This window comes from Roseomonas elaeocarpi (assembly GCF_042433915.1).
GTDB lineage: Bacteria > Pseudomonadota > Alphaproteobacteria > Acetobacterales > Acetobacteraceae > Roseomonas > Roseomonas elaeocarpi.
Window position 1 is genome coordinate 86,267 of the sequence record NZ_JBHLUN010000017.1, and the last position, 18,712, is coordinate 104,978.

17 protein-coding genes and 1 tRNA gene are annotated in these 18,712 nt (G+C 71.1%); 9 read left to right on the top strand and 9 right to left on the bottom strand.

Annotated features, from left to right (window positions below; genetic code table 11):
• Positions 1–130: 130 nt before the first annotated feature.
• The 3 genes from lpdA (at position 131) to ACFFGY_RS20925 (ending at position 4,091) form a co-directional block, all read left to right on the top strand.
• Positions 131–1,522 carry a dihydrolipoyl dehydrogenase gene (gene lpdA / locus ACFFGY_RS20915; RefSeq protein ID WP_377046476.1) on the top strand — a complete coding sequence of 464 codons (1,392 nt, stop codon included), beginning with the start codon at positions 131–133 and terminating at the stop codon, positions 1,520–1,522.
• A 391-nt stretch (positions 1,523–1,913) separates the two neighbouring features.
• Positions 1,914–3,473 carry an apolipoprotein N-acyltransferase gene (gene lnt / locus ACFFGY_RS20920; RefSeq protein WP_377046477.1) on the top strand — a complete coding sequence of 520 codons (1,560 nt, stop codon included), beginning with the start codon at positions 1,914–1,916 and terminating at the stop codon, positions 3,471–3,473.
• Between the two features lie 165 nt (positions 3,474–3,638).
• Positions 3,639–4,091, top strand: a complete 453-nt coding sequence (locus ACFFGY_RS20925; RefSeq protein ID WP_377046478.1) for a helix-turn-helix domain-containing protein — start codon at positions 3,639–3,641, stop codon at positions 4,089–4,091.
• Here the strand turns inward: ACFFGY_RS20925 and ACFFGY_RS20930 are convergent.
• A complete protein-coding gene (locus ACFFGY_RS20930) occupies positions 4,066–4,644 on the bottom strand; it encodes a DUF2244 domain-containing protein (RefSeq protein ID WP_377046479.1) in 579 nt (192 codons plus the stop codon). The genes ACFFGY_RS20925 and ACFFGY_RS20930 overlap by 26 nt on opposite strands.
• Positions 4,645–4,867: 223 nt before the next feature.
• Here ACFFGY_RS20930 and nth point away from each other — a divergent pair, with 223 nt between their 5' ends.
• From nth to ACFFGY_RS20955, 5 genes are all read left to right on the top strand, one after another.
• Positions 4,868–5,545 (top strand): endonuclease III, encoded by a 678-nt coding sequence (gene nth, locus ACFFGY_RS20935; RefSeq protein ID WP_377046620.1) that lies wholly within the window; start codon positions 4,868–4,870, stop codon positions 5,543–5,545.
• Positions 5,546–5,649: 104 nt separating this feature from the next.
• Positions 5,650–6,441, top strand: coding sequence for an HpcH/HpaI aldolase family protein (locus ACFFGY_RS20940; protein ID WP_377046480.1), 792 nt, complete (start codon positions 5,650–5,652; stop codon positions 6,439–6,441).
• A gap of 169 nt (positions 6,442–6,610) precedes the next feature.
• Positions 6,611–7,876, top strand: a complete 1,266-nt coding sequence (locus tag ACFFGY_RS20945; protein WP_377046481.1) for an MFS transporter — start codon at positions 6,611–6,613, stop codon at positions 7,874–7,876.
• A 64-nt stretch (positions 7,877–7,940) separates the two neighbouring features.
• Positions 7,941–9,212 carry an MGH1-like glycoside hydrolase domain-containing protein gene (locus ACFFGY_RS20950; protein ID WP_377046482.1) on the top strand — a complete coding sequence of 424 codons (1,272 nt, stop codon included), beginning with the start codon at positions 7,941–7,943 and terminating at the stop codon, positions 9,210–9,212.
• Positions 9,213–9,299: 87 nt separating this feature from the next.
• Entirely contained in the window at positions 9,300–10,331 is a 1,032-nt protein-coding gene (locus tag ACFFGY_RS20955) for a LacI family DNA-binding transcriptional regulator (protein WP_377046483.1), read from the top strand.
• 110 nt (positions 10,332–10,441) lie between these two features.
• Here the strand turns inward: ACFFGY_RS20955 and ACFFGY_RS20960 are convergent, their stop codons facing one another.
• Positions 10,442–11,125, bottom strand: coding sequence for a MarC family protein (locus tag ACFFGY_RS20960; RefSeq protein ID WP_377046484.1), 684 nt, complete (start codon positions 11,123–11,125; stop codon positions 10,442–10,444).
• A 260-nt stretch (positions 11,126–11,385) separates the two neighbouring features.
• Between ACFFGY_RS20960 and ACFFGY_RS20965 the strand changes: the two genes are divergently transcribed.
• On the top strand, positions 11,386–11,706 hold the full coding sequence (locus tag ACFFGY_RS20965) for a DMT family transporter (RefSeq protein WP_377046485.1): 321 nt from the start codon (positions 11,386–11,388) through the stop codon (positions 11,704–11,706).
• A 39-nt stretch (positions 11,707–11,745) separates the two neighbouring features.
• Here ACFFGY_RS20965 and ACFFGY_RS20970 read toward each other — a convergent pair.
• The 7 genes from ACFFGY_RS20970 to ACFFGY_RS21000 form a co-directional block, all read right to left on the bottom strand.
• Positions 11,746–11,822, bottom strand: a tRNA-Arg gene (locus tag ACFFGY_RS20970).
• Positions 11,823–11,864: 42 nt separating this feature from the next.
• A complete protein-coding gene (locus tag ACFFGY_RS20975) occupies positions 11,865–13,664 on the bottom strand; it encodes a hypothetical protein (RefSeq protein WP_377046486.1) in 1,800 nt (599 codons plus the stop codon).
• 78 nt (positions 13,665–13,742) lie between these two features.
• Entirely contained in the window at positions 13,743–14,759 is a 1,017-nt protein-coding gene (locus tag ACFFGY_RS20980; RefSeq protein ID WP_377046487.1) for a UDP-glucuronic acid decarboxylase family protein, read from the bottom strand.
• Positions 14,756–15,889 (bottom strand): CgeB family protein, encoded by a 1,134-nt coding sequence (locus ACFFGY_RS20985; RefSeq protein WP_377046488.1) that lies wholly within the window; start codon positions 15,887–15,889, stop codon positions 14,756–14,758. Before ACFFGY_RS20985 ends, ACFFGY_RS20980 begins: the two co-directional genes overlap by 4 nt.
• Positions 15,886–16,980: a CgeB family protein gene (locus ACFFGY_RS20990; protein ID WP_377046489.1), complete on the bottom strand. Its 1,095-nt coding sequence runs from the start codon at positions 16,978–16,980 to the stop codon at positions 15,886–15,888. Before ACFFGY_RS20990 ends, ACFFGY_RS20985 begins: the two co-directional genes overlap by 4 nt.
• On the bottom strand, positions 16,977–17,615 hold the full coding sequence (locus tag ACFFGY_RS20995; RefSeq protein ID WP_377046490.1) for a histidine phosphatase family protein: 639 nt from the start codon (positions 17,613–17,615) through the stop codon (positions 16,977–16,979). Before ACFFGY_RS20995 ends, ACFFGY_RS20990 begins: the two co-directional genes overlap by 4 nt.
• Positions 17,616–17,618: 3 nt before the next feature.
• Positions 17,619–18,698, bottom strand: coding sequence for an inositol-3-phosphate synthase (locus ACFFGY_RS21000; protein ID WP_377046491.1), 1,080 nt, complete (start codon positions 18,696–18,698; stop codon positions 17,619–17,621).
• Positions 18,699–18,712: the final 14 nt, after the last annotated feature.

The following is an 18,712-nucleotide window of genomic DNA, read 5'->3' on the forward strand; positions in this document are numbered from 1 at the left end:
TTAGAGGTGGCGAGCCCAGATAAGGCGGTGCGACGCCCGTCTCACCTGCGCTGCCCGCTCTTCAAGGCGCGCACGAGCCCTGCTACGCCTTGCACCCTCTTCTTCCAGCGACAGGACCGCAGCACCCATCATGTCCGAGAGCTTCGACGTTATCGTCATCGGCGCCGGTCCCGGCGGCTATGTTTGTGCCATCCGCGCCGCGCAGCTCGGCATGAAGGTCGCCTGCGTGGAGAAGCGCGCGACGCTGGGCGGCACCTGCCTGAACGTGGGCTGCATCCCCTCCAAGGCGCTGCTGCAGTCCTCCGAGAACTTCGAGGAAATCTCGCACAGCTTCGCCGAGCACGGCATCAATGTCGGGCAGGTGAGCCTCGACCTCGGCCGCATGCAGGCGCGCAAGGGCGAGGTGGTCGCCGCCAACGTCAAGGGCGTCGAGTTCCTGTTCAAGAAGAACAAGGTCACCTGGCTCAAGGGCGCAGGCAAGATTACCGCGCCCGGCAAGGTCGAGGTCGAGGGCCAGACCTACGAGACCAAGAACATCGTGATCGCCACCGGCTCCGACAGCGCGCCGCTGCGCGGCGTCGAGGTGGACGAGAAGCAGATCGTCACCTCCACCGGCGGGCTCGAGCTGGAGAAGGTTCCGGGTCACCTGGTGGTGATCGGCGGCGGCGTGATCGGGCTGGAGCTGGGCTCCGTATGGCGCCGCCTCGGCGCCGAGGTGACGGTGATCGAGTTCCTCGACCGCCTCGTGCCCGGCATGGACAACGAGATCGGCAAGCAGTTCGAACGCGTGCTCGGCAAGCAGGGCATGAAGTTCAAGCTCAAGAGCAAGGTCACCGCGGCCGAGAAGTCGGCCGACGGCGTGACCCTGACGGTGGAGCCCGCCGCCGGTGGCGAAGCTGAGCAGATCAAGGCCGACGTGGTGCTGCTGGCCATCGGCCGTCGCCCCTACGTCGAGGGGCTGGGCGTGGCCGACGCGGGCGTCGAGCTCGACGAGCGCGGCCGGGTCAAGGTGGACGGGCAGTTCCGCACCAACGTGCCCGGCATCTACGCGATCGGCGACGTGATCGCCGGCCCGATGCTGGCCCACAAGGCCGAGGAAGAGGGTGTCGCCGCGGCCGAGATCATCGCCGGCCAGCATGGCCACGTGAACTACGCCGCCATCCCGGGCGTCGTGTACACCTGGCCCGAGGTCGCCACGGTGGGCGAGACTGAGGAGCAGTTGAAGGAGCGGGGGCAGGCCTACACGGTTGGCAAGTTCCCCTTCACCGCCAACGGCCGTGCCCGCGCCATGGGGTCGACCGACGGCTTCGTGAAGATCCTCGCCGACAAGCAGACCGACCGCGTTCTGGGCGCCCATATCCTGGGCCCGGATGCCGGCACGCTGATCGCCGAGATGGTGATGGCGATCGAGTTCGGCGCCTCGGCCGAGGACGTGGCGCGTACCTGCCACGCCCACCCCTCGCTGAACGAGGCGGTCAAGGAAGCGGCGCTGGCGGCGGATGGACGCGCGCTGCACATCTGAGGCGCGGCGCTTTCGGGCGTTGCTCCGTCCCGGGGGAGAGAAGGAATTCTCTCCCCCAGGCCCCCTCTCATCTTCTTCTGCGACGCTGCCGCGGGAACGCTGCAGGCCGGTCGCGGTACGGCGGGCGTTGGCGCTGCCCAAGATACTCAAGCTTCCTGTCAGCTCTGGCTGAACCGTTCCTTGCTCCGGCTCGATGAGCCTGAGCGCACAACATCCGCCGCGTTCCCGCGGCAGCATCCCGAAAAAAGATGAGGGTGGAGGGGTCCGGGGAGGCGGGAGAATTCCTTCTCCTGCCTTCCCGGGACAACACCGCAACCCGACGTCGCGGCGGGGCATCACGACCGTCAGCCCCTCGCTTGCCGGCCACCCGGCACCCCGCTACCTGCGACGCGTGCTGATTCTCACCCGTCGATTCATCGCCGAGGGGCGCGCATGGCGCGTCCTCCTGCTTTCGCTGCTGCTGGGCGCCTTCGCGGCGCTGGCGCTGCCTCCCTTCTTCGCCGTGCCGGTGCTGTGGCTGTCGCTGCCGGGGCTGCTGCTGCTGCTGGAGCTCGCGCCGACGCGCCGGCGTGCGGCGCTGATTGGCTGGGCCTGGGGCTGGGGCTTCCAGATGGTCGGGCTGTACTGGATCACCGAGGCGATCCTGACCGAGGCCGACCGGCTCTGGTGGGCGGTGCCGATCGCGGTGCCGGCGCTGGCCCTGGCGATGGGCGCCTACACCATCCTGCCGGCGCTGGCGGCCTGGGCCAGTCCGCCGGGCTGGCGCCGCGCCTTGTCCTTCGCCGGCGCCTGGGTGGGCGCGGAGATGCTCAAGGCCTGGTTCTTCACGGGGTTCCCGTGGAACCTCCTGGGCACCGTCTGGGCCTTCGACGCGCTGCCGCTGCAGTCGGCGGCCTGGATCAGCGCCTACGGCATGTCGCTGGTGACGGTGCTGCTGGCGCTGGCGCCGCTGTTCCGCTGGCGGGGGGTGCTGGCGGCGGCGGTGACGCTGGCGGCGTTCGCCGGGCTGGGCGCCTGGCGGCTGGATCAGCCCGAGCCGCCGGAACAGCCGGTGACCGTGGTGCTGGTGCAGGGCAACGTGGCACAGCAGGCGAAGTGGGACCCGTCGTCACGCTGGCCGATCTTCCGCCGCTACCTGGAGCTGACGCGCGAGGGCGCCGCGCGCGCCGCGGCCTCGGCGCCTGCCGGCAACCGGATCGTGGCGGTGTGGCCCGAGACCGCGAGTCCTTTCCTGTTGGCGCAGGACCCCGATGCCCGTCGCTACGCGGCGGAGGTACTGCCGGAGAACGGGTTCCTCCTGGCCGGCACGGTGCGGGCGGATTTCAGCGACGCGGGGCAGGCGACGGCGGTCTACAACAGCATGGTGGCGATCGACCGCTCCGCCGCGCTGCTGGGCAGCTACGACAAGACCCATCTCGTGCCCTTCGGCGAGTACATGCCCTTGTCCGGCCTGCTACCGCTGCGGGTGGTGCGGGGCGGCATGGACTTCACGGGCGGGCATGGACCGGTGACGCTCGACATCCCCGGGCTGCCCGGCTTCTCGCCGTTGATCTGCTACGAGGTGATCTTTCCGGGCGCGGTGGCGGCGGCGGAGCGTCCTGCCTGGATGCTCAACATTACCAACGACGCCTGGTTCGGAACCTCCACCGGGCCCTACCAGCACCTGGCGGCGGTGCGGCTGCGAACCGTGGAAGAAGGGCTGCCGATCGCCCGCGCGGCGCAGACGGGGATCTCGGCCGTGTTCGACGCCCGCGGGCGGGAGCGCGGCGCGCTGGCGCTGGGCGAGACCGGCGTGCTGACGCGCAATCTGCCGGGTGCGCTGCCCCCCACCTTCTTTGCACGCCATGGTCTCTGGGTGCCCGGTTTGCTCGCCCTGGTGGCCTTCCTGCTGGGATACACGAGCAGGGTGCGGCGCTTCACAACAGCGAACAGCCCTAGTTTGTCCAAATAAAGAGATTTTTTCTAAAGAGTTGACAAATCGTGTACGCGGGCGCAGTTTATGGTTGGAAGTGACGAGGAAACTGTCGTGGTGCAGGCGATGGCAACGGTGCGGAGCATTCAGAACCCCCCGGCTCCCGCAGGCAGCAGGACAGGGGGCGCGGAGAAGAAGAGGGTGATGCTGAGCGAAGAAAGCTCCGATCGCGGCGATCGGGAGCACAAACCCAGCCCGATCGACGTCCACGTGGGCGGCCGGGTCCGTCTGCGCCGCACGCTCCTCGGCATGAGCCAGGAGAAGCTGGGTGAGGCCCTCGGCCTGACCTTCCAGCAGGTCCAGAAGTACGAGCGCGGCGTGAACCGGATCGGCGCTTCGCGCCTGTTCGACATTGCCCGGGTCTTGGACGTGCCGATCGGCTTCTTCTTCGACGACATGCCGGGATCCTACGGCAACAACTCGACGCGCAGCCGCATCAACGGCGCGGGCTTCGCCGAAGGGCAGGAAGGCTTCGAGGACGACGCCCTGAACCGTCGGGAAACGCTGGAGCTGGTGCGCGCCTACTACCGCATCACCGAGCCGGCCGTGCGCAAGCGGGTCTTCGACCTGATCAAGAGCCTGGCGCCGGTCGAGTAGGCAGGCCGGGCAGAAGGGGCGTCGCCTCTTCCTCCCCCCAGCTCGCGCGTCCGTCCCCGCGCAGCTGCGGATTGTTGAAGCGAGGCTCGCGGTACCGCCGCAGGGCATCGCCGAGTGCGCGGGCGAAGTCCCGCTTTTCCTCCTGTGCCAGCCAGCGTCCGACCTCGACGCTGCGGCCCCGGCAGCGCAGCCGCAGCGTGCCGGCCGTGGCCGGGTCCTCGCGCAGGTCCACCCGGGTCCAGTAGGGCTGCAACTCGAAGCTTTCGTGCCGGCCGCCCGGATCGGTGCGGTGGATACGCAGGCTGTCTTCCCGCAGCGAGACCCGTTCCGAGGCGCGGCCGGCGCGGTGGTGGTGCAGCGCGATCAGCACCAGCACCAGCGGGATCTCGAGGCCCATGAAGCCCAGGATCGGCCAGGCGCCCATCAGGAAGAACACCGTCGCGGTGGTGCCCGAGGCGGTGAGCAGCAGCCCCGACAACACCGCGAAGCCGCGCGGCGTTCCCGACCGCTGCGGCATCGTGACCGCGTCGAACAGCACGGGCTCGAACGGCACCGGCTCGAACGGCATGGGCAGGGGGCGGGCGGGACCACCCGCCGCGCGGTGGGGCTCTCGCGAGTCTCCCTCGCTCTCCGGTGCCGGATCGGGTGTCATGCACCCCACAAGATAGGTCAGCGAGCGCGCCGTGCCAGTTGAAAGCGATTCGTCCCCACCCGCCCGGCGCCGCAAGCCGGCGCCGCTGCACGGCACCGCCGCCGCGCCGCGCCGCGCCCGCCGCATGTCCGCGGCCCAGGCGCTGCTGTTCCTGGGCGACCTGCGCGCGGCGACGCCGGTTCCCGAGACCGAGCTGCACTTCCGCTCGCCCTTCACGCTGCTGGTGGCGGTGGTGCTTTCGGCCCAGGCGACCGATGCCTCGGTGAACCGTGCCACCGACCCGGAGCGCGGCGGCCTCTTCGCCGCGGCCGACACCCCGGCGGCGATGGTGGCGCTGGGGGTGGAGGAGGTCGGGCGGCACATCCGCACGATCGGGCTGTGGCAGGGTAAGGCGCGCAACGTGGTGGCGCTGTCGCAGCAGCTGCTGGACCGGCATGGCGGCGGGGTGCCGAACGACCGCGAGGCGCTGGAAGCGCTGCCGGGCGTGGGGCGCAAGACCGCCTCGGTGGTGCTGAGCGTCGCCTTCGAGCAGGCGGAGATGGCGGTGGACACGCATATCTTCCGCCTGGGCAACCGCACCGGCCTGGCACCGGGCAAGAACGTCCTGGAGGTCGAGCGGGAACTGCTGAAGCGCTGCCCGGCCGAGTGGCTGCGCGACGCGCACCACTGGCTGATCCTCCATGGCCGCTACGTGTGCAAGGCGCGGATGCCGGAATGCTGGCGCTGCGTGGCGGCGGCGCACTGCAACTATCGCGACAAGGTGCTGGTGGCGCCGGCGACGCGGGCCACCCCGCGGGGGTGATACGGCGACGCGGGCGAACACTGTTTCGCCGCGCTGCGCAATGCGTGCTTCCACGGCGCGGATCGGGCGGTCATCCTGCGGGGCGCCCCCTGCCGGAGACTCCGATGAGCCAACCGCTTCGCGTGACCCTGCGGGAGGGCGGCATGGCGATCGGCCTCGCCGCCTGCGTGCTGCGCACCGCCGAGATCGTGGCCGTGACCCGCTCCTGCGGCTTCGACTGGCTGTTGATCGACACCGAGCACTCGGCGATCGCGCTGGCCGACGTCGCGGCCCTCAGCATCGCGGCGCGCGCGGCGGGGCTGCCGGCGCTGGTGCGGGTGGGCGGCCCCGACGCGCCCGACCTCGCGCGCGTGCTCGACTGCGGGGCGGAGGGCATCGTGGTGCCGCACGTCGAGTCGGCGGCGCAGGCGCACCACGTGGTGGAGCGCTGCCGCTTCGCGCCTTGGGGCAAGCGCTCCGTGCCCGGGCCGCTGGCGGGCTTCGGCTTCCGGATGCCGCCGGTGCGCGAGATGACCGAGGCGGCGGAGCGCGAAACCACCGTGGTGACCATGATCGAGAGCGCGGCCGGCACCTCCGAGGCCGCGGCCATCGCGGCGATGCCCGGCGTGGACGCGCTGATGGTGGGGGCCAACGACCTGGCCGCCGATCTCGGCCTTCCGGGCGAGCTCGAGCATCCGGAGGTGCTGGCGGCGTTCCGCGAGGTCGCCGCGGCGGCGCGGGCGCATGACAAGGTGTTCGGCGTGATCGGCCTGCCGGAGGCGCTGCTCCGCTCGCACGGGACCGAACTGGGCGCACGGCTGATCGTGGCCACCAACGACATCAACCTCCTGGTGGAGGGCGGCGTGGCGTTGCGCGAGCGCTGCCGCGGCATCGCAGGTGTTGATTCGATAACGTAAGAAAAGGCAGGCTCCGGCGGAGGCGGGCAGGGCCACGCGCTTCCGGGGAAGCCCGGCGGTTGCAGGGCCGCAGCCCGAAACAACCCTTATAACTGTTGAAGGACCATAAACGTTTAGGTAAGTGCGACCACCGCCCTGGGATGGCGGACAAGCCAAGGGAGAAACGTCGATGGCCAGCGCGACAGCCCTGCGGGGCGAGGCGGTCGGGAGAGGCCGCTACAAGTGGTCGCTGGTGCTGATGCTGTGGCTGGTGTCGTTCCTGAACTACGCCGACCGCAACGCCATCACCGCGGTGATGCCGCAGCTGCGGCAGGACTTCGCGCTCGACAACGTGCAGCTCGGGCTGCTCAGCTCGGCCTTCCTGTGGGTCTACGCCATCGCGGCCAGCTTCGCGGGCTATCTCGGCGACCGCTTCAGCCGACGGCTGGTGATCCTGGGCGGCCTCGTGGTCTGGAGCCTGGTGACCTTCGTCACGCCGCTGGCCGGTGGCTTCGGAGCCTTCATTGTGCTGCGCGCGCTGACCGGCCTGGGCGAGGCCAGCTACTACCCCTCCGGCACGGCGCTGATCAGCGACTACCACGGCCCCGACACGCGCAGCCGCGCGCTGGCGATCCACCAGACGGCGGTCTTCGCGGGCGGCGGGCTGGGCACGCTGGGCGCGGCCTGGCTCGCCGAACGCTACGACTGGCACGCGGCCTACTACACCTACGGCGCGCTGGGCTTCGTGCTGGCGGCGGTGCTGTGGTTCACCATGCGCGAAAGCCCGCGCGCGGCGCAGCGCGAGGCCGCGGCGCAGGGCGGTGCCTCTTATCGCATCGTGCTGACGCAGCCGGCGGCGCTGATGCTCTACGGCGTGTTCTTCTGCGCGACCTTTGTCAGCACCGGCGTCACGGTCTGGGCGCCGACCTTCTTTCGCGACGTGCTGCAGTTCTCGCTGACGCAGGCGAGCTTCTACGGCGCGCTGACCATCAACCTCGCGGGCTTCGTGGCGGTGCTGTGCAGCGGTGCCGTGGCGGACTGGGCGATCCGGCGCACCCGCATGGCGCGCTTCTACGTGCTGGCGGGCGGGCTGTTCCTGGCGGCGATCTGCCTGGCGCCCTTCGGCTTCCTGGCGACCGCGCTGCCGCTCGCGATCTGCCTGCTGCTGGCGGGCTTCTTCAAGGGCATCTTCGACGGCTCGATCTACGCCGCCATGCACGACATCGTGCCGCCCGAGGCGCGCGCCACCGCGGTGGGGCTGATGACGACGCTGGGCTTCATCGGCGCCGGCATCGCGCCGGTGGCGATCGGCTGGCTGTCGGAAAGCATCGGCCTGGGCCTCGCGCTGTCGCTCACCGCCGCGCTCTACGTCGTGGCGGTGCTGCTGCTGCTCGTCAGCCGCGGCCTCGTCACCCGCGCCATGGACGCGGTGGCGCGCGACGCCGCGTCGCACTGAGAGCCACCTCGCACCGAGACTGGGCCCTGAGGTTGGGCCCTGAGATTGGGAAAGAACCATCACCATGACCGATCTGCGCGAGCAGGCCATCGCCATCCTGCGCACCAACGACCACGGCGGCTACACCGTGCCCACGGCCTCGGGGCTTTATCCGGCGCAGTGGAACTGGGATTCCTGCCTCGTGGCGCTGGGCTTCGCGCAGTTCGATCCCGACCGCGCCTGGGTGGAGATCGAGACGCTGTTCGACGGCCAGTGGGCCGACGGCATGGTGCCGCAGATCAGCTTCCGCGAGGCCGACGACACCTACTTCCCCAACAGCAGCGTCTGGCAGGCGGGCAACGGGCGGGTGAAGACCTCCGGCATCACGCAGCCGCCCGTGGCCGCCACGGTGGTGCGATACCTGACCGAGCGCGGCGACGCGCCGCGACTGACGGAGCGCCTGGGCGCGCTGCTGCCGAAGCTGCTGCGCTACCACCGCTGGTTCTACAGCGCGCGCGATCCGCAGGGCACGGGCCTCGTGTCCATCGTGCACCCCTGGGAAAGCGGCATGGACAACAGCCCCGTCTGGGACGCGGCGCTGGCGGCGGTGGAGCCCGGTCCTTCGGTGGCGCACCTGCGCAAGGACACCGGTTTCTCGCATGCCAGCGTGCGGCCGACCGGGCCGGAATACGACCGCTACATCAACCTCGTGATCGGCTATCGCGCGCTGAACTACGACCCGGCGAAGCTCCATGGCGCGGCGCCCTTCCTGGTGGCCGATATCGGCTTCAACAGCATCCTCCAGCGCGCCAACCGCGACCTGATCGCGCTGCTGCGCGGGGCGGGCGACGAGGCGGGTGCGGTGGAGGTCGAGGGCTTCGCCGCCCGCACGGCGGCCGCGATCGAAGCCTGCTGGGATGCGGAGGACGGCTTCTACTACGGCCGCGACACGCGCCATGACCGGGTGATCCGCAAGCCCGGCATCGCCGGCCTCCTGCCGCTCTACGCCGATCCCACCGTGGCGGAGCGCCACCCGGCGCTGCTCCGCCACCTGGAAGCTTGGCTGGAACAGGTGCGCTTCGGCGTGCCCAGCTTCGCGCCCGGCACCCCGGAGTTCGAGCCGCGCCGCTACTGGCGCGGGCCGATCTGGCTGGTGGTGAACTGGATGGTGCTGGACGGTCTGGCGCGCAACGGGCAGGCGGCGCTGTCGCAACGGGTGCTGCGGGACAGCCTGGAACTGGTGCGCCAGGGCGGCTTCGGCGAATACTTCGATCCCACCACGGGCGAAGGGCTGGGCGGCAACAGCTTCTCCTGGACCGCCGCGATGTGCCTGTTCCTCCGCAGCCTGGAGGCTTGATCCCGGCACCCTCGCGGTGCACCTGCCGGCCATGACCTCCGATCCGACGGCCTGGCCGGCGCTGCGCACCGCTGAGGGTGAGGCGCCTTGGCATCACCGATAGGGCTGCGCGGCCTCGCGGCGGCGCTGGGCCTGTCCACCTACACCGTGTCGCGGGCGCTCAGCGGCCACGCCGACGTGGCCGAGGCGACGCGCCGGCGCGTGCGCGAGAAGGCCGAGGAGCTGGGCTACACGCCGCATCTCGGCGGCCGGATGCTGCGCAGCGGGCGATCCGACACGGTGGCCTTCGTGCTGACCCGCTCGGGCGGCGGCTTTCTCGACCCCTACTTCCTGCCGGTGCTGAACGGGCTGGAAACCACGCTGGCGGCGGCGGGGCTCGACCTGCTGGTCACCGGCGCGCCGGCGGGCGAGGGCGAGCTGGAGGTGTTCCGGCGCCTCGTGGACGGCAGGCGCGCGGATGCGCTGGTCTTCTCGCGCGTGCGGCCGGCGGATGAGCGCGTCGGCTACCTCGCGCGCCGCGGCATTCCCTTCACCACGTTGGGCCGGGCCGGGCCCGAGCCGGCGCATCCCTTCGTGGATGTCGACCATCGCCGCGGCGGCGAGGCCGCCACCGGCTGGCTGCTGGACCAGGGGCACCGGCGCGTCGGGGTGATCAACACGCCGGGCGCCGTCCATGCCAGCCTGCAGCGCCGCGCGGGGTGGGAGGACGCGCACCGCGCGCGAGACCGCGTTCCCGACGCGGCGCTGCTGGCGGAAGGCGACTACACCGCCGCCAGTGGGCAGGCGGCGATGCGGCGGCTGCTGAGCGGCGAGGCGCCACCCACGGCGGTGATCTGCGGCAATGACGAGATGGCCTACGGCGCCATGGAAGCGCTGCGTGCCGCCGGCCGCGCGATCGGGCGCGACGTGTCGGTGATCGGCTGCGACGACCTGCCGATGGCGGCGCTGACCGTGCCGGCGCTGACCACCTTCCGCACCTCCGTGCGCCGCTTCGGCGAGATGCTGGGGCAGCAGGTGATCGACCTGCTGGCGGGGCGGGAGCCGGTGTCGGAGCTGCTGCTGCCGGAGCTGGTGATGCGCGGCTCCGCCGGTCCGCCGGCCGGAACCGCGGCGCGCTAGAGCGATTTCCGTTCGCCCTGGCTCACGCAAATCGCTCCAGCCTGTTGTTTTCCTGAGCAGCTTCACCCGATCAGGTGATTCCACCCGATCGGGATCTGCTCTAGCGCGCCTCAGGACGCGCCGCGGAACACCGGCGCCAGCAGGTCCTGCACGCCGTTGCTCAGGATCTGCACGCCGATGCAGAGCAGCAGAAAGGCGGCCAGCCGCGTCACCACGCGGGCGCCGTTCTGCCCCAGCAGCGCGATCAGCCGGTCGGCGTAGAGATACGCGACCCAGACCGTCAGCGCGATCAGCAGCGCCGCCGCCGAGGCGCCGACGAAGAAGGACCAGAGGCCCGCGCCGCCGGCGGGACGGGCCGAGCCCAGCGTGATCGCCACCGAGATCGTGCCCGGGCCGGTGGTGAAGGGCATGGTCAGCGGAAAGAAGGCCACGTCCTCGGCATCGCTGGCGGGGGCGGCCTGCTGCTCCTTGCGCGCCTCGTGCTCCTCGGGCGCCATCAGCAGGCTCCAGGCGCGGATCGCCACCACCAGCCCGCCCGCGACGCGCAGCGCGCCGAGCGTGATGCCGAAGAAGTTCAGCACGTAGGCGCCAACCCAGAGCGAGACCAGCAGCACCAGGAGAGAGTAGAGCCCCACCCGGCCCGACAGCATCGCGCGCTCGGCGGGGCTGCGGTCGGCCATCACCTGGCTGAAGATCAGCGCCGCGCCGAGCGGGTTGACGATGGAGAAGAGCGCCGGAAAGGCGAGCAGGAAGGCGCCGATCACGCCGCCGAAGGGAGATTGATCGGAAAGCATGCGCCGATCATCCCGGGGTCGCCGGCGGCTGGCAAGCACCCCCTGGCGCGTGCCTGCGGGGTTGGGCCAGGGCCGGCACCGCGTCGCGGCCGGACGCGACGGGGAGGCCCCGTTTCGCCGGGCCCGCGGGCACGCGCGATGTTCGCGCGCGCAGAAATGCGGCGCTGCCGCCGCAACCCTGGGCGGGGGCACAGGATTTTGCATCCCACGGGCGGATGGCCATCGGGGCAGGTTCGGCTTCCGGAACAGGGGAGAAGGCCATGGCCTGGTTCATGGTGATCGGCGCCGGTCTGCTGGAGATGGTCTGGTCCTACAGCGCCAAGCAATCCGAGGGCTTCAGCCGCTGGGGCTGGGCGGCGCTGACGATCGTCAGTTCGCTGATCAGCTTCTTTCTGCTGACCTTTTCCATGAAGAGCCTGCCGATGGGCACGGCCTACGCGGTCTGGACCGGGATCGGCGCGGCCGGAAGCTTCGCGGTGGGGATCATGCTGCTGGGCGAGCCGGCCGGGGCGTGGCGGCTGCTGAGCGCCGGGCTGATCGTGGCGGGCGTGATCGGCCTGCGCCTGACGGCCGGCAACTGACGCCGTAGCCTGCGTTTGAGCCGCAGCAATAAGGAAAAATGGCGGACCCGATACGATTCGAACGTACGACCTTTGCCTTCGGAGGGCAACGCTCTATCCAGCTGAGCTACGGGTCCCCGCCGCCTCTCTAGCCCGGATGGCGGGGCAGGGAAAGCCCCTCATCGGCTGGGGTGTGGCGAAGCCGCTTCCCCGCGCAGGAGATGCGCCAGCTGCTGGCCGTAGAGCGCCGCCATTCCCGCCGCGCGCCCGTGGTCGGCCGAGGCCGGGTCGCTCGCCTGCGCCGCCATGCTCCAGGAGCCCAGCTGGAAGGCGAGGTAGCAGGGCCGCATCAGGGCCAGCAGCGTTTCGTCCACCGGCGTGCCGGACAGCGACTCGACCCGCCGGTGCAGCCGGTGGAGCTCATCCGGCGTCAGCGCCATCTCGGCCGCGGCGCCGGCGAGGTCCCAGCTCAGGTCCTGGCAGCCGACGAGATCGTGCGCGGCGGCGTGGTCCACCGCATCGGTCTTCAGCAACCCGCCATCCGGCAGGCGCAGCCATTCCCAGCACTGCAGCCGGTTGTCGGTGCGCAGGCGGCGCACCCGTGCCTCGAGTCGGGGCAGCACCTCCTGCCATGGGTCGAGAAGGCTGGCCACCGAGTCGCCCAGGGCTTCGGCGGCGTTGTGGCGCGCCATCTGCCACAGTTCCCGCACCGTGGCGCCGGGGAGGCTGTCATGGCTGGAACCACCCGACCCGAAGCTGCGGGCGCGAAAGGCCAGGTAGCGGGCCAGGTGGTCCAGCAGGCCCTCGCGGTTCTCGTCGGGGTGGAGGGGCTGGGCATCCTCGATCCAGCGTTCCAGCAGGAAGCCGTGCCGGAAGCCGGCCACGGGCGGCGAGAAGCCTGCCGCCGCGAGCTCGCGGGCGCGCTCCGCCTGTTCCTCGCCGTGGCGGCCGAGGCCGATGAACTTCAGCAGCCAGGGGCCGTCGGCGGCCTGGAACAGCAGCTTGCGCCGCTCGGCGAAGGGGTGAACCGCGGGCCAGTCGTTCTCGGAGCCGAAGCGGAGCGCGCGCCAGCCGCCGCCCGAGACGTCGCGCAGCGGCGCCGTGGGCGGGCCGAGCAGCGTCGCGGCCCAGTGTTCCAGCCGGTGCGCCGGTTCCGGCGCGTCGCGCAGCAGCGTTTCGAAGCCGACCACCCGACGGTCGAGCCGGGGCCAGCGCGCCCGGTGGCGCTCGCTCGCCTGCGGGCCGGGGGCGCCGTGGTGGCTGGGAAACACGGTGATCCGCTCGGCCGCGACGCCGCGATCCTCGAGGAAATCCAGCACCGCGCCGAAGCTGCTGCCCGACAGGCCGGGCCCCTCGTCCACCACCGCGAAGCGGTCGGCGCCCTCCAGCAACGCGGCCTCGGCCCCGGCGGAGAGCGAGAGCTGTCGCGCGAAAGGATGCCCCGTGGGGCGCAGCGTCACCGGCGGCCCCGCGCCGAGGCCGGTTGCCACCATCGCTGAGAGCGGCGTGCCGATGCTGCGCAGCCCGATCACGCGGGTGTCCGGTGCCGGGGCGAGCGGTGCCGCGGCCTGCAGGAAGGCCTCCGGATACACGGCGTAGAAGCCGAAGCCTTCCGCCAATCGCCGCGACAGCTGCGCCGGCAGTGCGGCCTCACCGAGCCGCCGCAGCTCCGCCCAGGGCAGGGGTGCGGGGTCGTGGAAGGCGCCATGCCAGGACCGTCCGACCGCCCCCGACAGGGCCGTCAGCAGCGCCGTGGCGGCCTGAAGGGCGGGCGAGGGGAGGTCATCCTGGCCCGACTGGGCAAAAGCCTCGTCCGCCACGCCCTGCGCCAGGGCGCCGGCCTCGATGAAGGCACCCACCAGATGTCCGTGCCGCGCGATGCCCGGCGGCATCGCCGCGAGGTCGCGCAGCATCGCCTCCAGCCGCCGCAGCACCGCGTCCGAAGATTCGGAACTGGCAAGGTCGCCGTAAACCAGCATGGTCGCCCTCGCGCCTCGCGGCAGGTGCGGCCGCAGCACCGCCCGGGCGGCGGTGCGGGGTTCAGTCCTGGCCGCGGATCAGAGCGCGATGGCGGAAGGCTGCGGCGCCGCGGCACGGTGCGGCCGCGCCATGTCCTGCTCGAACCAGGCGATGGTGGATTTGAGCCCTTCGGCCAGCGCCACCCGCGGGCTCCAGCCCAGAAGCTCCCGCGCACGGGTGATGTCCGGGCGGCGGCGGCGCGGGTCGTCCACGGGCAGCGGGCAGCGCACCAGCCGCGAGCGCGAGCCGGTCATGGCCAGGACCTTTTCCACCAGGTCCGACACCGTCAGCTCCACCGGGTTGCCGATGTTCACGGCGCCGGGTGGCGTGGCGTCGAGCGACATCAGCCGGAAGATGCCCTCGATCAGGTCGTCCACGTAGCAGAAGGAACGCGTCTGGGAGCCATCGCCGTAGATGGTGATGTCCTCGTCGGCGAGGGCTTGGTTGATGACGTTGCTGACCACGCGGCCGTCATCGGCGCGCATGCGCGGGCCGTAGGTGTTGAAGATGCGCACCACGCGGACCTCGGCGCGCCGGGCACGGCCGAAGTCGAAGGTCAGTGTTTCGGCGGCGCGCTTGCCCTCGTCGTAGCAGGCGCGTGGACCGGTCGGGTTGACGTTGCCCCAGTAGTCCTCGCGCTGGGGATGCATCTCCGGATCGCCGTAGATCTCGCTGGTGGAGGCCTGCAGGAAGCGCGCACCCGTGGCCTCGGCCAGGCGGAGCAGGCTGCGGGTACCCAGCACGCTGGTGAGCATCGTGTGCTCGGGATCGGCCTGGTAGTGCGGCGGCGAGGCGGCGCAGGCGAGGTTGAAGATGCGCGTCGGGCGAATCCGGCTGGCACTCAGCGCGGCGGGCAGGGGTTCCGAGATGTCGGCCTGGACGAAGTTGAAGCGGCTGTCGCGCTCCAGGTGGCGGAGGTTCTCCATCCGCCCGGTCTGGAGGTTGTCGAGGCAGAGCACCTCCATCCCTTCCGCCAGCAGCCGGTCGCACAGGTGCGAGCCCAGGAATCCGGCGCCACCGGCAACGAGGGCGAGCTTTGCTTTGCCGTTCTTCACGAGAGCACCTGTCCCTCCGAGGACTGATCGATGTGGCGGGGGGCGCCGCGCTTGGCTGAGCGTGTGACAGCCTCGCGCAGGTGCGTTTCGAGCTCGGCGGCCCGGTGTTCCGCCGTGTGTTCGCCCAGGACGCGGGCGCGGAGGGCCTGCCCCATGGCGAGGCGGGTGTCTTCCGATTGGTTCAGGAGCGTGTCAAGCACGTCCTCAGCCGTGCGGGCCAGCACGATCTCGCGCCCGGGCTCCAGCAGCGTGTTGAGGCCGTCCCAAAGGTCGGAGATAATGGGCACGCCGCAGGCCCCCGCCTCGAACAGGCGGACGCTGGGGCTGTAGCCGGCCTCGATCATGTCGGCGCGCGTGACGTTGAGCGTGAAGCGGCTGCGCGCGTAGAAATCGGGGTGGTCCGCCGGCGGCACATGGTCGATACGCTCGACGTTCGTGGGCCAGTCGATGCCCTCGGGGTATTGCGGACCGGCCACGGCGAAGCGCAGCTCCGGCGCGCGGCGGGCGGGCTCGATCAAGAGGCGCTCCAGCGTCGGCTGCCGGTCGGGGCTGTAGGTGCCGAGGTAGCTGAGGTCCCAGCGCGGCGCGAGCGGCAGCGGACGATAGGACCCGGCATCCACCGAGCAGTAGAGCTGCCGTGCCGCGGGCGAGCCGAACTGCTGTTCCAGCCGATCGAGCGTCGGGCCGCCGGTGAAGGACAGGTACACGTCGTAGCCCGGGATCACGGCGGGCGAGAGGTATTCCTCGTCGCCGCGCGCGAGCTTGGCCAGCGTTACCGGCGTGTCGATGTCGTAGAAACCGGTGGCGCCGCGCGCCACGCGCTGCACGTAGCGGCCGACCGCCACGCCCTCGGGCACGTAGGAGCCGACGATCACCACCTCGGCCGCGGCGATCTCCGCTTCCCAGCGCCGGAGGTCCTCGAGGTCGCGGTAGAAGGCCAGCTGGCAGAAATCGGGATGTTCCAGGTCGCGGTGCGGCGCGTACCAGGGCACGTCGCGCTCCAGGAACAGCACGTCGTGGCCGCGCGCGGCGAAGGCACGCAGCAGCGCGCGATAGGTGGTCGCGTGGCCATTGCCCCAGGAGGAACTGAGGCTGAGCCCCAGCACCACGACGCGCAGGGGCGCGCTCATGCCGGCACGCGACTGGCGCGCAGCGCCGATTGCTGCCGCAGCAGCGCGTCCACCTCGGCGCCGCGCCGGGCATAGGTGTGTTCGCGCAACACGCGGCGAAGTGCGGCCTCGCCGATGGCACGCGCACGCTCGGGCGTCAGGGTCCGCAGGTGTTCGGCCACGTCCGCGCCGTCGCGGGCCACCAGCACTTCCTCGCCCTCCGTGAGGAACAGCTCCAGCCCGACCCAGGCATCGGTGATCAGGCAGGCGCCGGCGCCCGCGGCTTCGAAGACGCGGGTGGCGGGCGAGTAGCCGGTGGCCGCCATGCTGTCGCGCGCGATGTTCAGCACCGCCAGCGAGGAGGTGTTGAAGGCATTGTGGTCGCGCGTATAGACGTGGCCGAGATGCCGGACGTTGGCGGGCATCGGCTTGCTGTCCCAGCCATTGCCGCCGATCAGGAAGCGGCGTTCCGGCAGGCGCGCGGCGGCGTCGAGGAAGAACTGCTCGACCCGTGCCTCGCGGTCGGGCAGGCGATTGCCCAGGAAGCTGAGATCGGCGCGGAAGCGGTCGTCGGCCGGCACCGGATGGTGCGTTTCGGGGTCCAGCGCGTTGTAGATGGGGACGCAGCGCCGCGCGCCGAGTTCCTCATAGGCCGCGATCACCGGCGGACCGCCGCCATAGGTCAGAACCAGGTCGAGCGAGGGCAGGGTGCGGCGCAGCGCGTGGTCGGGAACCGGGCGGATCTCGGCCAGGGTCGCGGGCGCGTCCACGTCCCAGAAGATCCGGATGGCGTCGGGGCGCGCGGCGGCCATCACGCCGGTGATGAGCTCATCATCGAAGACGCCGACGCCGCTGGCCTTGACCACCACGTCGGCGCGCGCGGCTTCCGCCACCACCTCGCGCAGCGCCTCGGCCGTGGCGGGGTACACGCGCACCTCGGCCCAGTCGGGTGGGTCGATGTCGCGGTGCTTCTGCCGGTCGAAGGCGTCGGGCTCGTAAAACGTGATCTGGTGCCCGCGCGCCGCGAGGTCGCGCAGCAGGCCGCGGTAATAGGTGGCCGCGCCGTTCCAGTAGGAGGACAGCAGGCTGGAGCCGTAGAAGGCGATCCTCATGCCGCGGCCGCCTGCGACGGCATGTCGGGATGGATGTTGAGCGACAGGATTTTGCCACGCAGATCGCCGTCCTGCGGCCAGACCGCCAGGGTGCTCACGGAAGCGGGGTCGATCTCGAAGCGCATGTAATCATTCAGCGACATCCCGAGATGGGCGGCAAGCACGGCCTTGATCACGTCGCAGTGGCTGACCACCGCGACGCGGCCGCCCGGATGGTCCGCCACCAGTTGTGCCAGGGCGGCGAGGGCGCGCTGCTGCACCTCGGCCATGCTTTCGCCGCCCGGTGCCCGCGCGGTCGCGCGACGGTGGTTCCATTCCGTCCAGCGCGCATCGCCGGCAAGCGCGTCGAAGCGCTGGCCGGCCCATTCGCCGACGTCGATCTCGTTGAAGCCCGCGTCGATTCGCACGGCGAGGCCGGTCTGCTCGGCCACCGGCGCGGCGGTGTCGCGGGCGCGTTCCATCGGGCTGCTGAGGAGCGCGGTGATCCGCTGTGCCGCGAGGAAGCCGGCCAGGGCGCGCGACTGCGCCTGTCCGGCCGCGCCCAGCCTCACCCCCGCGATGCGGCCGCACAGCGTGTCGCCCACCCGGTCATGGCTGGCGTGCCGCACGAGAAAGACCGTGGTGGCCGCGCGCAAGCCTCACGCCTCGCCGGCGATGAAGCGCAGCGTCCGCTCGCGCGCCTCGTTGTCGTGAAACTGCTGCGGCGGCGACTTCATGAAGTAGGAGGACGGGCCGGTCAGCGCGCCGCCGATGCCGCGATCCAGCGCCAGGCGCGCGCAGCGCACCGCATCGATCACGATGCCGGCGGAATTGGGCGAGTCCCAGACCTCGAGCTTGAGCTCGACGTTGAGCGGCATGCCGCCGAAACCCGTGCCTTCCAGGCGGATCTGCGCCCATTTGCGATCGGTCAGCCAGGGAACATGGTCGCTCGGTCCGATATGCACGTCATCGGGGGCGAGCGGCACGTCGAGCTCGCTGGTAACGGCGCGAGTCTTCGACAGCTTCTTGGATTCGAGGCGCTCGCGCTCCAGCATGTTCAGGAAGTCGGCATTGCCGCCGAAGTTCAGCTGGTAGGTGCGGTCGAGCCGCACGCCGCGCTCGCGGAACAGGTTGGCGAGCGTACGGTGCACGATGGTGGCGCCGACCTGGCTCTTGATGTCGTCGCCGATGATCGGCAACCCGCGCTCCTCGAAGCGGCGGCGCCAGTCGGGGTTGGAGGCGATGAAGACGGGAATGCAGTTCACGAAGGCGCAGCCGGCGGCGAGTGCCGCCTCGGCATACCATTCGGTGGCCCGCTGCGATCCCACCGGAAGGTAGGATACCACCACGTCGGTGCCGCTGCGGCGCAGCTCCGCCGCCACGTCGGCGACGGGTGCCTCGGCTTCCTCGATCTCGTCGCGCAGGTAGCGGCCGATGCCGTCCAGCGTGTTGCCGCGCTGCACCGTGACGCCTGCCGCCGGCACATCGGCGAAGACCTGCGTGTTGTTGGGCGTCGCCAGGATCGCCTCCGACAGGTCGCGGCCGACCTTGGCCGCGTGGATGTCGAAGGCCGCGGAGATCTCGATGTCGCGTACGTGGTAGCCGCCGAGCTCAACATGCATCAGTCCCGGCACCGGCTCGTTCGCGCTGGCATCGCGGTAATAATGCAGGCCCTGCACGAAGGACGAGGCGCAGTTGCCGACGCCGACGATGGCCACGCGGAGGGGCTGGCGGCTCACGCTGCGGCCATAAC